This is a genomic window from Bifidobacterium dentium JCM 1195 = DSM 20436 (assembly GCF_001042595.1).
Taxonomy (GTDB): Bacteria; Actinomycetota; Actinomycetes; order Actinomycetales; family Bifidobacteriaceae; genus Bifidobacterium; species Bifidobacterium dentium.
Window position 1 is genome coordinate 1789287 of the sequence record NZ_AP012326.1, and the last position, 12415, is coordinate 1801701.

Genomic DNA, 12415 nt, shown 5'->3' on the forward strand with positions numbered 1-12415 from the left:
CGGCATGCACTGACAGCAGACGGGGCTGTCTAACTGGAATCCGTACCGCAGAATGATCTCCCCCGACCATACGTCACACGCATGAAACCATATGTTGGCGATGCCTTCAATCATATGGTCAATGGCAAGGATTTCGGTTGACCCGAATGCCTTGTTTTCGCAGCATGCTCACCGCGATTCACTCGCGGCCCGCACGCGCTTTGACGTAGCCGACGAAGCGGTCGACCGCCTCGGGGGTGTCGTGATGGAAGAACAGGCTGGTCTTGGTGTCGAGTCCCGCGATGGTCTTCATTTCGTCGTCGGTGAGACAGAAATCAAAGATGTTTAGATTCTCTTCCATACGCTCCTTATGCGTGGACTTGGGTAGGGCGATGATGTCTCGCTGGGTAAGCCAACGTAGGATCACCTGCGCCACGGATTTGCCGTGCGCTTCGCCAATCTTGGCTAGGGTCGGATTGGAGAACATGTTTTGCATGCCCTCTCCGAACGGCGCCCACGCCTCATGCGCCACACCACGCTTAAGCATGTTCTTATGGGCTTCGATCTGCTGGTTAAGCGGGTTGGTCTCGACCTGGTTGACCATCGGGGCGATTTCATTGAAGGCGACCATATCGGCCAATCGATCCGGATAGAAGTTGCTCACGCCGATGGCACGAATCACACCGTCTTTGTAGAGCTTTTCAAGCGCGCGCCATGCGCCGTAGGTGTCGGAGAACGGCTGGTGCAGCAACACAAGATCAAGATAATCGGTACCGAGCTTCTTCAACGACACGTCAATGGATTCGAGGGTATTCTCATAGCCGTAATTGCTGATCCATACCTTGGTGGTCAGGAACAGATTCTTACGGTCGATACCGGAATCTTTGATGCCTTGACCGACTTCCGCTTCGTTGAAGTACGACTGTGCGGTGTCGATGTGACGATATCCGGTTTCGATGGCTTCACGCACGCAGCGAGGAGCGTCCTCTTTGCCGACCTGGAAGACGCCGTAGCCGATCTTCGGAATCTCAACGCCATTGGCAAGTTTCAGATATTCCATTTGATTCCCTTCCATGAGATCACTATTTGCGACCGACGGCTTGCCGGTCGGTGATGCTCCACATTAGAATCCGGTAGTTACTACCGGTCAAACGGCAACACGCCGGTAGAAACTACCGACAGAAACTACCGACAATGGAAACCATGTACACGATGAAGCAAGCATGCGAACTCACCGGCATGAACTATGAAGCGCTGAAATTCTACTGCAATTCCGAACTCGTTCCCGCGGTTGGGCGAGACGGACGCAATCATCGCATCTTCGACGACCAAGCCATTGCATGGATCATCGGTTTGAACTGTTTGAAACGATGCGGCCTCAGTATCAAGGAGATGCAACACTACACCAAACTTTGCCAAGAAGGCGATTCCACTATTGCGCAACGCAAGGAAATACTCGCGCAGAAGAGGGCCGTCCTCGAACAACGACTTACCGAAATCCAAGGAGACATCGACTATATCGACAAAAAGCAGCAGTACTACGACATCTTGCTTGCAGGAGAAACCCCATCCCCCGGAATCCTTGCCGAACTCAGACGCAGGCCGGACAGCGCCCCACGCCAATAACATAGACGTGACGTCTCAAACACGGCACTGTCAAGGGGCGCGTATAGGTTAAAAGCACTTTGTACATGCAGGGGAGCTTTTCGGCGGATGGTCGAAAGCTGAGAAAGGCGGCAAGCCTGACCCTTTGAACCTGTTGGTTAGGACCAACGTAGGGAGCAGCGTCATGAGTGACAACTCATATATCGATACCTCATATAGCAGTGCCTCTATCGATGCACTATGCGGAGATGCACTACGTGAACGGATCGCGCAAGCCGTCAACGATGTGCGTGAGCAAACGCCGCTGGCGCAGTCGTTTACCAATTTCGTCACCATCAACCTCGTAGCCAATGCCCAGCTTGCGGCGGGCGGCACCGCGGCCATGAGCTTCCTGCCGGATGACATCATCGACACCGCCGAAATCGCAGGATCGAACTACATCAATGTGGGCACGCTCCTGCCGTTCTACAAGGAAGCGCTGCCTCAGATCGCCTACGAGCTGCACAAGAACGGCAAGACTTGGGTGCTTGACCCGGTTGCCGCCGGCATCGGCAAGACGCGCACCGCGATTCTCGAATCCTTCCGCATGTATCCGCCGACCATCGTGCGCGGCAACGCCAGTGAAATCATCGCACTCGACGCGATGTGGGGACTCGCCACGTCCGACTCCGTTACTTCCGGCACCCGTCCGGCAGGCGTGGAGGCCGTCGACGAGGTGGACGCCGCGATCGAGGCCGCCCAGCGCATGGCGCGTCACCTGGCGAAGCACTCGCCTTCAGGCAAGGGTGCCGTCGCCGTATCCGGCGCCGTCGATCTGGTGACCGACGGCGAGCATACCTTCCGACTGCCCGGCGGCAGCGCGATGATGACGAAGATCACCGGCGCCGGCTGCTCGTTGGGCGGCGTGACCGCAACGTATCTGGCGGTCTCCGAACCGCTGGTCGCAGCCATTTCCGCATCGTTGCTCTACAATCGCGCATCCGAAATCGCCGAGCAGGAATCCAATGGACCGGGATCCTTCCAGGTCGCACTGCTCGATGCCCTGTGGAATGTGACCGCCGAGCAGGTGGCCGCTTCCGAAATCATCGAGGACTGACGATTCCACCGCACGTCACGCATGCATCGTTCCTTCGATGCCCGGCCATCATGCATGGCAACGTGCGATGGCAGCAAAATCGTGTACGTACGGCGGCATAGACCGGTAGTTCCGACATCACATCATCACAAGACTTCTGGATTACTTACCACAAACAAGGGGGAACCAACAATGAATGATTATCCATACGCGTCGATGCGCGACTGTTTCGACATGAGCGCGTACTTCGTGGTCGGCCCGCAGGACTGCAAGGGCCGTCCCATCACGGACGTGGTCGATGACGCGTTGCGTGGGGGCGCAACCTTCATCCAGCTGCGTGCCAAGAATACGGACGCCAAGGATCTGACGCTCATGGCACAGGACATCGCGCAGATCATCGAAGACAACGGCAAGTCCGATGCCGTGGCCTTCGTGATCGACGACCGTGTGGATGTGGTCTGGCAGGCCCGTAACAAGGGCATCAAGGTCGACGGCGTGCATATCGGGCAGACCGACATGGAACCGCGTGAAGCCCGCGCGCTGCTTGGCGAGGAAGCCATCGTGGGCCTGTCCGCCGAGACCGAAAGCTTGGTGAGGCTTATCAACGAGCTGCCGAATGGCTGCATCGACTATATCGGCGCCGGACCGCTGCATGTCTCCACCACCAAGCCGGAGGCTTCCGTAGGCGGCAATGACGGTTCCGGGAATACGCTCGACGAGGATCAGATCAACACCATCTGCACGGCGAGCGATTTTCCGGTCGTGGTCGGCGGCGGCGTCACGGCCGATGACATGGAGATGCTGGCCCGTTCGAAGGCGGCCGGCTGGTTCGTGGTGTCGGCGATCGCCGGTGCGGACGATCCGGAGGCGGCCACCCGTGAGATGGTGACCCGTTGGAAGGCCGTACGCGGGGAAACGAAGCATGGCTTCGCGCCGCGAGTGCAGTCGGCGGATACGGCAACGACCACCGATACGCAGATGACGGAGAGCAACAACGGGAAGTTCACGAACGCCAAGGAAGCGAAGGCCTCTTCCAAACTGGCCAAGCAGCAGCGCGTAGACATCGCCGCCCGCGGCTCCAAGCAGCGCGACAAGGCGCATGTCCGCAAAACCACGCCAGTACATTTCGAAAACCGATTCGGCTCCTACGACCTTGAAGTGCCATATACCGAAATCAAGTTGTCCGACACTCCAGGCGTAGGCCCGAACGCGCCGTTCAAGGATTACAACACCGAAGGTCCCAAGTGCGACCCGAAGGAAGGACTGGCGCCGCTACGTCTCGACTGGATCCGCGATCGCGGGGACGTCGAGGAGTACGAGGGCCGTCGGCGCAATCTCGAGGATGACGGCAAACGCGCCATCAAACGCGGCAAGGCATCCAAGGAATGGCGTGGCCGCCAGCATAAGCCGCTTAAGGCGAAGGACCATCCGATCACCCAGATGTGGTATGCGCGTCACGACATCATCACACCGGAGATGCGTTATGTTGCCGAACGCGAGCACTGCGACGTGGAGCTGGTACGTTCCGAACTGGCCGCAGGTCGCGCGGTCATGCCGTGCAACATCAACCATCCCGAGGCCGAGCCGATGATCATCGGCTCGAGATTCCTTACCAAGCTCAACGCCAACATGGGCAATTCCGCAGTGACCTCCTCCATCGACGAGGAGGTGGAGAAACTCACATGGGCCACCAAGTGGGGAGCCGACACCGTGATGGATCTTTCCACCGGCAACGACATCCACACCACCCGCGAATGGATCCTCAGGAACTCCCCCGTGCCGATCGGCACGGTCCCGATGTACCAAGCGCTTGAAAAGGTGGAGGACGACGCCTCCAAACTCAGCTGGGAGCTGTTCCGCGACACCGTGATCGAACAGTGCGAGCAGGGCGTGGACTACATGACCATCCACGCCGGCGTGCTGTTGCGGTTCGTGCCGTTGACCGCCAACCGCATGACGGGCATCGTCTCGCGGGGCGGATCGATCATGGCCGAATGGTGTCTGCAACATCATCAGGAAAGCTTCCTGTATACGCATTTCGATGAGCTGTGCGAGATCTTCGCCAAGTACGACGTGGCGTTCTCTCTGGGCGACGGCCTGCGGCCCGGCTCACTGGCGGATGCCAACGACGCGGCGCAGTTCGCGGAGCTCATGACCTTGGGCGAGCTCACCCAGCGAGCATGGGAGCATGACGTGCAGGTGATGATCGAAGGCCCGGGACACATTCCGTTCGACACCGTACGCATGAACATCGAAATGGAGAAGGCGATCTGCAAGGATGCCCCGTTCTATACGTTGGGCCCGCTCACGACCGACACCGCCCCCGGCTACGACCACATCACCTCGGCAATCGGCGGTGTGGAGATCGCCCGCTACGGCACCGCCATGCTGTGCTATGTGACGCCGAAGGAGCACCTCGGCCTGCCGAACAAGGATGATGTCAAACAGGGCGTAATCGCCTATAAGATCGCCTGCCATGCAGCCGACATCGCCAAACACCACCCGCATGCCATCGACCGCGATAACGCGATGAGCAAGGCGCGCTTCGAATTCCGTTGGCTCGACCAGTTCAATCTGAGCTACGATCCGGACACGGCCATCGCCTTCCATGACGACACCCTGCCCGCCGAACCGGCGAAGATGGCGCACTTCTGCTCGATGTGCGGTCCGAAGTTCTGTTCGATGGCCATCTCGCAGAACATCCGCAGGAAGTTCGGCAATGCCGAGGCGCAGGAAAAGCTCGTGGCCGACGCGCAATGAGCCAGAGCAAACGGTCTCCCCGACCATCCCCAGGCCCTTTCACGGCAGCTTCATCCATGGGAATCACAAGATAACAAAGGAGCATTCATGACCAGCACATTGCCACCGGTATTGAGCATCGCAGGATCGGATTCCTCCGGCGGCGCGGGCATTCAGGCCGATCTGAAGACCATGCTCGCCAACGGTGTATTCGGCATGACCGCCATCGCGGCGCTGACCGCGCAGAACACCACCGGCGTGCGCATGGTCACGAATACCCCACCAGACATGCTCGCCGCACAGATCGACGCCGTGTTCGAGGACATTCCACCGCTGGCGGTGAAGATCGGCATGGTCTCCAGCGTCGAGCTGATTGACGTGATCGCCGATCGACTGACCTTCCACAAGGCCACGAACGTCGTACTCGACCCGGTGATGGTGGCCACTTCCGGAGCCAAACTCATCGAGGATGACGCCATCGCGGCGCTGACTTCCCAACTGTTTCCGCTGGCCACGGTGATCACGCCGAACATGCCGGAAACGCAGGCGCTGTGCGATCTGGCCGTCACGCAGGGCGCGCAGCCAATCAACTATGACAATGGCGAAAGCATCTCCACACCCGCCGATATGACGGTGGCAGGGCATCTGCTAGCGGATCATTTCGACTGTGCGGTACTCGTCAAGGGCGGCCATGGCACACAGGATGCCAGTGACGTGCTGGTCGAGCCGAACGGTCGAGTGACCTGGTTCACGGGTCATCGCGTCGATAATCCGAATACGCATGGCACCGGATGCACGCTGTCGTCCGCCATCGCATCGCATCTGGCGCTTGGCGAGGATCTGCCGACCGCCGTCGACCATGCCAAGCTGTATCTGACGGGCGCCTTGGAGGCGCAGCTCGATCTCGGCCATGGCTCCGGCCCGATGGACCACGCGTGGCGGTGGCGCTGACCGTACGGGCTGAACCATCGCATAAGCTGAATCATAATGAAAAGACGAGCCGAAGAAAGGAATACCATGTCCCTTGATCGCAACGCCGAACGGCAGGAGGTGCCGGTCGACCCGGCAACCGGCAAGCCGTATATCAACACCTTGGCCGCCGTCGCCATCTCCCCTGCCGGCGCAAGTCCGGAAAAATCCACCTACGTGTCGCAGGCGGTCGACGTGATTCGCCAATCCGGACTGCCGAACGAGACCAATGCGATGTTCACCAACATCGAAGGCGACATCGACGATGTGCTCAAGGTGATCCGCGATGCCACCATGAAGCTCGCCGGACAGGGCTACCGTACCGACGTGGTGATCAGGCTTGACATCCGTCCCGGATTCGAAGGCCAGATTCACGCCAAGCAGGAACTCGTCGATGAGATTCTTTCCGGCGACCAACAATGATGCGGCACTGACACACCGTCGGTTTTCTCAAGAAATGCAATCCTCCGGAATAAGGGAAGGTATAGTGTTGCCCTTATGACGACGATGAAGGAAATTGCCGAAAAGACCGGTGTGTCCGTATCCACCGTTTCCCTGGTGCTCAATAAACGCGATGTCGGGCGTGTCAAGCCCGACATCGCGCAACGCGTTCGTCAGACCGCCACCGATCTGGGGTATAAGCCCAATCCTCTGGCGCGAAGCCTTCGTACCAGCAAGACCCGCATCCTCGGGTTCATCAGCGAAGAGGTCGCGACCACTCCGTACGCAGGCGGCATCATTCTGGGCGCTCAGGATGCGGCCAGCACCTACGGCTATATGCTGATCACCGTCAGCACCGACGGACAGGCCAGCGAGGAAAGCGAGATCGCCGCACTGAAGCGGTACGGCGTGGACGGCTTCTTCTATTCGAAGATGTCGAACCGCATCGCCACCGTGCCGAAAAGCCTGTCCGATTATCCGGTCGTGCTGGTGGATGCCACCGACGCGAACAACACACTCCCCAGCGTCGAACCGGACGAATTCCAAATCGCCTACGATGCCACCAGTCGTCTGATCGAAGCCGGTTGCGAACGTATCGCCTATGTCGGCTGCTCCGAGAACATGATCGCCCAGGACGGTCGTCTTGCCGGCTACCGCGCCGCATTGGAAGGCACCGACCACGGTTTCGATGCATCGTTGGTATGTAACGTATTGAACAATGGTCCGGCCTTGCGTGCCGTGGATGCATTGTTCAATACGTACAATCCCGATGGATTCTTCTGTTTCAACGATGCACGCGCCTGGTATGTGTACGAGTGCGCCGCCCGCCGTGGTCTGACCGTAGGCAAGGATCTCTCGGTCGTTGGCGTGGATAACCACCGTGTGTTCGCCGAGACTTTGGAACCACAGCTGACCACCGTGGAACTGCCTCATTACGAGATGGGATATTGGGCCGCCTGCAAGCTGATCTCCATGATCGAAGGCAAACCGGTCGACACCACCAAATGGCCGCGAACCACATCTCCCCTGCCACCGCTTGATGCCCCGATTCCCGCGAAGATTCATTGCGCCCTGATCGAAAAGGGCTCTGTGGCCCGCTGACGCCCCGGCGCCCCACCCCGACGCAAGCCATCGACCATACTCACGACACGCCGAAGGGGTGGTATTGGCATACCCCACTTTCGGCTTCATTCCGGCAATTGTGTATATCCTTTGCGATTATTGGCGTCAATCGATTTACGTCAATCGATTGACGTGTTACACTTGAGTCAGTTCGCCACCCGACATGGCAGCTGGGAAGACGAACGGTAAACAATACAACATCAGCAAATAACAGCGGTGTCGCACGGCAGCGGCACCAAGAAGAGAAAAAGAGAAATCAATGGCAAGCTCAACTCGATCTGCATGGAAGAATCCTTCCTATCTGCAGAGCTCCTTTGGCATCTTCATGTTCTTCTGCTCCTGGGGCATCTGGTGGTCCTTCTTCTCCAGGTGGCTTACCGACCCGACCCACGGCTTGGGCATGACCTCCGCCGAGCAGGGCCAGATCTACTCCATCAACTCGCTGGCCACTTTGGTCATCATGTTCGCCTACGGCGCCATTCAGGACCAGCTTGGCATCAAGCGCAAGCTCGTCATCTTCATTTCCGCCGTAGCGGCACTGGTCGGCCCGTTCGTGCAGTTCGTATATGCCCCGATGCTCACCGCCGGCGGCGCAACCCGCTACGCAGGCGTGCTCATCGGCTCCATCGTGCTGTCCGCAGGCTTCATGGCCGGTTGCTCCCTGTTCGAGGCGGTCACCGAACGCTATTCCCGTAAGTTCGGCTTTGAATACGGCCAGTCCCGTGCCTGGGGCTCCTTCGGCTACGCAATCGTGGCGCTGTGCGCAGGCTTCCTGTTCAACATCAACCCGCTGCTCAACTTCTGGGTCGGCTCCATCTGCGGCCTCGGCATGCTGTGCGTCTACGCCTTCTGGGTTCCGTCCGAGCAGAAGGTAGAGCTCAAGAAGGAAGCCGATCCGAACGCCACGCCGACCAACCCGTCCTTCAAGGAGATGATCTCCGTCCTGAAGATGCCGACCCTGTGGGTGCTCATCGTCTTCATGCTGCTGACCAACACCTTCTACACCGTGTTCGACCAGCAGATGTTCCCGAACTACTACGCCTCCCTCTTCTCCACCACTGAAATCGGCAACGCCACCTACGGCACCCTGAACTCCTTCCAGGTGTTCCTCGAGTCCGCCATGATGGGCGTGGTTCCGATCATCATGAAGAAGATCGGCGTTCGCAACTCCCTGCTGCTCGGCGCAACCGTGATGTTCCTGCGCATCGGCCTGTGCGGCGTGTTCCACGACCCGATTTCCGTGTCCATCGTCAAGCTGTTCCACTCCATCGAGGTCCCGCTGTTCTGCCTGCCGGCGTTCCGCTACTTCACCCTGCACTTCGACACCAAGCTGTCGGCGACCCTGTACATGGTGGGCTTCCAGATCGCCTCCCAGGTCGGCCAGGTGATCTTCTCCACCCCGCTTGGCGCACTGCATGACGCCATGGGCGACCGTCCGACCTTCTTCACCATCTCCGCCATCGTGCTCGCAGCACTGGTCTACGGCACCTTCGTCATCAAGAAGGACGACCAGGAGGTCGGCGGCGATCCGTTCTACACCGACAAGCAGCTCAAGGCAATGGAAGCCTCCAAGGCCAACGCCTGAGTCGCAAATCCCGAATCGTAGAACGACCTGAAAACGTGGTGCTCGAAGCGGTTTTCCCCTTTTGCCGCTTCGGGCATCATCACCATAACCAAACACATCAATCACATTCCCTCATGAAAGGCAATCAACGATGACTGGCTTCACCCCGGACGCACCGGTGCTCAACGAATTTACGAACCATGGCGAAGAGCTGGCCAAAGCCGAAGCGGGCGTGGCCGCAATGTTCGCCAAGCGCAACAACCGCTGGTATCCGAAGTTCCACATCGCCTCCGACGGCGGATGGATCAACGATCCGAACGGCCTGTGCTACTACAAGGGTCGCTGGCACGTGTTCTACCAGCTGCACCCATATGGCACCCAGTGGGGCCCCATGCACTGGGGTCACGTCTCCTCCACCGACATGGTCAACTGGAAGCGCGAGCCGGTCATGTTCGCCCCGTCTCTTGAGCAAGAGAAGAACGGCGTGTTCTCCGGTTCCGCGGTGATCGGCGACGACGGCGAGCTCAAGTTCTACTACACCGGCCATCGTTGGGCCAACGGCGTGGACAACACCGGCGGCGACTGGCAGGTGCAGATGCTCGCCGAACCGGATAACGACGAGTTGACCAGCGCTACCAAGCGCGGCATGATCATCGATTGCCCGACCGATCAGGTGGATCACCACTATCGTGATCCGAAGGTGTGGAAGACCGGCGACAAATGGTACATGACCTTTGGCGTCTCCTCCGCCGAGAAGCGTGGCCAGATGTGGCTGTTCTCCTCCGACGACATGGTGCGCTGGACCTATGAGCGCGTGCTGTTCGAGCATCCGGATCCGAACGTGTTCATGCTTGAATGCCCGGACTTCTTCCCGATTCGAGACGCGGAAGGCAACGAGAAGTGGGTCATCGGCTTCTCCGCCATGGGTGCGAAGCCGAGCGGTTTCATGAACCGGAACGTGAACAATGCCGGATACATGATCGGCACGTGGACCCCGGGTGAGGCTTTCCAGCCGGAAACCGAGTTCCGCCTGTGGGACTGGGGTCACAACTACTATGCCCCGCAGTCGTTCAATGACGACAAGCGCCAGATCGTCTACGGCTGGATGAGCCCGTTCGTCGAGCCAATTCCGATGCAGGACGACGGCTGGTGCGGCAACCTGACCCTGCCTCGTGAGATTACGCTGGGTGCCGATGGCGATCTGCACACCGCTCCGGTCGCCGAGATGGAAGGTCTGCGCGAGGACACGTTCGACCATGGCGCGATCTCGCTGGGCGTCAATGGAGAGAAGACCATCTCCGATGACGCCGAGGCCGTCGAAATCGAAATGACCATCGATCTCAACGCCTCCACCGCCGAACGTGCCGGACTGAAGATTCATGCCACCGAGGACGGCGCCTACACGTATGTGGCATTCGACGCTCAGATCGGACGCGTGGTGATCGACCGTCAGGCCGCCGCACAAGGCGACCGCGGCTACCGCGCCGCACCGCTTTCCGATGAGGAGCTGGCCTCCGGTGAGCTCAAGCTGCGTGTGTATGTGGACCGTGGCTGCGTCGAAGTGTACGTGAATGACGGACGCCAGGTCATGAGCTCCTTCAGCTACGCATCCGAAGGACCGCGCGCCATCAAGCTTGTCGCCGAATCCGGCACACTTGAAGTCAAGTCACTTAAGCTTCACCACATGAAGTCCATCGGTCTGGAGTAAATCCCGATCCACACGGATCATAGTCCAGCGAAGAACCTACGCCGGAGGAATGGTAGCGGAAAGCGCCCATTCCTCCGGCGATTTCGTAATCTCCATATGTCCGCCGCGGTCCTCGATCAGACGCCCATACCGCGCCAAGCCGCTGCCATGCACCAAATCAGCATCACGGTTGGCAGGAGTATCGATAAGCGCTATGTGCACGGCGTCGTCTTCGATGCCGACAGTCAGCACATATCCTTCCGAAAGTTCGGCATGTTTGATGATGTTGCCGTACAGCTCCTCCACGAATCCGGCAATCAGATCATCGCAGGCGACTTCGCCTTCGCCGGAGACGATCGTCCTTCCGGAACAGCCCAGTTTGGTAAGCCTACGTTCCATGAGCTCGGAAATATCCTGCAGTTTCGACCGCAATGTCACTCCATTCCGCATCGGTTGCGCCTTCGCCGAGCCGCGAGACCGCGCATCGCCGGAATCTTGAGAGTCCTCGTCCCGTTCGATCAGATCAATGACCCGATGCGTATGGGTCAGCGCATTCGCCGCGACGGACCGCAATTCACGCAGCTCGGCATCATCGGGAACATGCCCTTCGGCGATATCGCCGTCGATGCGCAACACCAGATAGGCCAGATCATTGGACACATGATCGTGGATGCTTCTCGCCGCACGGGCACGCCGCCGCCGCTGTTCCGCACGCATCCGTTCCAATTGCCCGTCATATCGTCGGCGCATGCAATAGCCGCCGAATACGAATCCAATCGGCAGCACGCACACCATAATCATCACCTGCCATGGGAAACCGGATGGCGTTACGATTTCGACATTCGCATCACCGCTGCTTCCGGAATCGCCATAGACATCATCCGTTTCAGCGGACCCTTGTACTGCGGACCGTTCCGGCGACGATGCAGACGTTGCCATGAACGGCATGTCCGCATCATGCATCAGCGGCGCGATGCTTTCGCACATCATCAGCCAGGCGACCATCGCAAGCATCGCACATATGCCGGCGACGACCGCACGCCGGAATGCCATCACCGCCAACGAGACCAACATCAACGCAGTCAGGCCGACCGGCGTCACGCCAGCCACCAGGCATAGGGCGATCCACATCGCAACGGTCGCCATTGCGGCCCTTAGGGGAAAGCGAAGCATCAGCATCGCTACGCATGTGGCGAGAAGCACACAGCAGCCCAGCGGAATCCCGATCTCCCCG

The 12415-nt window shown here is 59.1% G+C and carries 10 protein-coding genes and 1 riboswitch; of the genes, 8 read left to right on the forward strand and 2 right to left on the reverse strand.

Translation table 11 applies throughout. The annotated features are described in order from the left end of the window. Positions 1 to 178: 178 nt before the first annotated feature. A complete protein-coding gene (locus BBDE_RS07685; protein WP_012902354.1) occupies positions 179 to 1039 on the reverse strand; it encodes an aldo/keto reductase in 861 nt (286 codons plus the stop codon). Positions 1040 to 1182: 143 nt separating this feature from the next. On the opposite strand from BBDE_RS07685, the gene BBDE_RS07690 reads away from it, so the two are divergent. The 8 genes from BBDE_RS07690 to BBDE_RS07725 all read left to right on the forward strand — a co-directional run bounded on the left by BBDE_RS07690 (position 1183) and on the right by BBDE_RS07725 (position 11202). Continuing rightward, positions 1183 to 1605, forward strand: coding sequence for a MerR family transcriptional regulator (locus tag BBDE_RS07690; protein WP_003844602.1), 423 nt, complete (start codon positions 1183 to 1185; stop codon positions 1603 to 1605). 59 nt (positions 1606 to 1664) lie between these two features. Beyond that, a riboswitch (TPP riboswitch) is annotated at positions 1665 to 1777 on the forward strand. Next, the gene (locus tag BBDE_RS07695; RefSeq protein WP_003839345.1) at positions 1769 to 2680 is read left to right on the forward strand and encodes a hydroxyethylthiazole kinase; all 912 of its coding nucleotides are present in this window, start codon (positions 1769 to 1771) and stop codon (positions 2678 to 2680) included. Its footprint overlaps the riboswitch before it by 9 nt. A gap of 171 nt (positions 2681 to 2851) precedes the next feature. Beyond that, positions 2852 to 5419 (forward strand): phosphomethylpyrimidine synthase ThiC, encoded by a 2568-nt coding sequence (gene thiC / locus BBDE_RS07700; RefSeq protein WP_003839342.1) that lies wholly within the window; start codon positions 2852 to 2854, stop codon positions 5417 to 5419. A gap of 87 nt (positions 5420 to 5506) precedes the next feature. Further along, the gene (gene thiD / locus BBDE_RS07705; protein WP_003839340.1) at positions 5507 to 6349 is read left to right on the forward strand and encodes a bifunctional hydroxymethylpyrimidine kinase/phosphomethylpyrimidine kinase; all 843 of its coding nucleotides are present in this window, start codon (positions 5507 to 5509) and stop codon (positions 6347 to 6349) included. A gap of 66 nt (positions 6350 to 6415) precedes the next feature. Further along, positions 6416 to 6790 carry a thiamine-binding protein gene (locus tag BBDE_RS07710; RefSeq protein ID WP_003844599.1) on the forward strand — a complete coding sequence of 125 codons (375 nt, stop codon included), beginning with the start codon at positions 6416 to 6418 and terminating at the stop codon, positions 6788 to 6790. Positions 6791 to 6865: 75 nt separating this feature from the next. Next, complete coding sequence (locus tag BBDE_RS07715) at positions 6866 to 7909, forward strand: LacI family DNA-binding transcriptional regulator (RefSeq protein WP_003839336.1); 1044 nt, start codon at positions 6866 to 6868, stop codon at positions 7907 to 7909. A 280-nt stretch (positions 7910 to 8189) separates the two neighbouring features. Continuing rightward, entirely contained in the window at positions 8190 to 9515 is a 1326-nt protein-coding gene (locus BBDE_RS07720) for an MFS transporter (protein WP_003841302.1), read from the forward strand. Positions 9516 to 9645: 130 nt separating this feature from the next. After that, positions 9646 to 11202 (forward strand): glycoside hydrolase family 32 protein, encoded by a 1557-nt coding sequence (locus BBDE_RS07725; protein ID WP_003839332.1) that lies wholly within the window; start codon positions 9646 to 9648, stop codon positions 11200 to 11202. 36 nt (positions 11203 to 11238) lie between these two features. Here the strand turns inward: BBDE_RS07725 and BBDE_RS07730 are convergent, their stop codons facing one another. Continuing rightward, positions 11239 to 12327: a sensor histidine kinase gene (locus BBDE_RS07730; RefSeq protein WP_228369691.1), complete on the reverse strand. Its 1089-nt coding sequence runs from the start codon at positions 12325 to 12327 to the stop codon at positions 11239 to 11241. Between the last annotated feature and the right edge of the window lie 88 nt (positions 12328 to 12415).

What these genes read in the sequence shown, in the direction of transcription:
- BBDE_RS07695 (WP_003839345.1), top strand. Translation starts at nt 1,769, where the DNA reads ATGAGTGACAACTCATATATCGATACCTCATATAGCAGTGCCTCTATC.
- thiC (WP_003839342.1), top strand. Translation starts at nt 2,852, where the DNA reads ATGAATGATTATCCATACGCGTCGATGCGCGACTGTTTCGACATGAGC.
- BBDE_RS07725 (WP_003839332.1), top strand. Translation starts at nt 9,646, where the DNA reads ATGACTGGCTTCACCCCGGACGCACCGGTGCTCAACGAATTTACGAAC.
- BBDE_RS07715 (WP_003839336.1), top strand. Translation starts at nt 6,866, where the DNA reads ATGACGACGATGAAGGAAATTGCCGAAAAGACCGGTGTGTCCGTATCC.
- thiD (WP_003839340.1), top strand. Translation starts at nt 5,507, where the DNA reads ATGACCAGCACATTGCCACCGGTATTGAGCATCGCAGGATCGGATTCC.
- BBDE_RS07730 (WP_228369691.1), bottom strand. Translation starts at nt 12,327, where the DNA reads ATGGCGACCGTTGCGATGTGGATCGCCCTATGCCTGGTGGCTGGCGTG.
- BBDE_RS07685 (WP_012902354.1), bottom strand. Translation starts at nt 1,039, where the DNA reads ATGGAATATCTGAAACTTGCCAATGGCGTTGAGATTCCGAAGATCGGC.
- BBDE_RS07690 (WP_003844602.1), top strand. Translation starts at nt 1,183, where the DNA reads ATGTACACGATGAAGCAAGCATGCGAACTCACCGGCATGAACTATGAA.
- BBDE_RS07720 (WP_003841302.1), top strand. Translation starts at nt 8,190, where the DNA reads ATGGCAAGCTCAACTCGATCTGCATGGAAGAATCCTTCCTATCTGCAG.
- BBDE_RS07710 (WP_003844599.1), top strand. Translation starts at nt 6,416, where the DNA reads ATGTCCCTTGATCGCAACGCCGAACGGCAGGAGGTGCCGGTCGACCCG.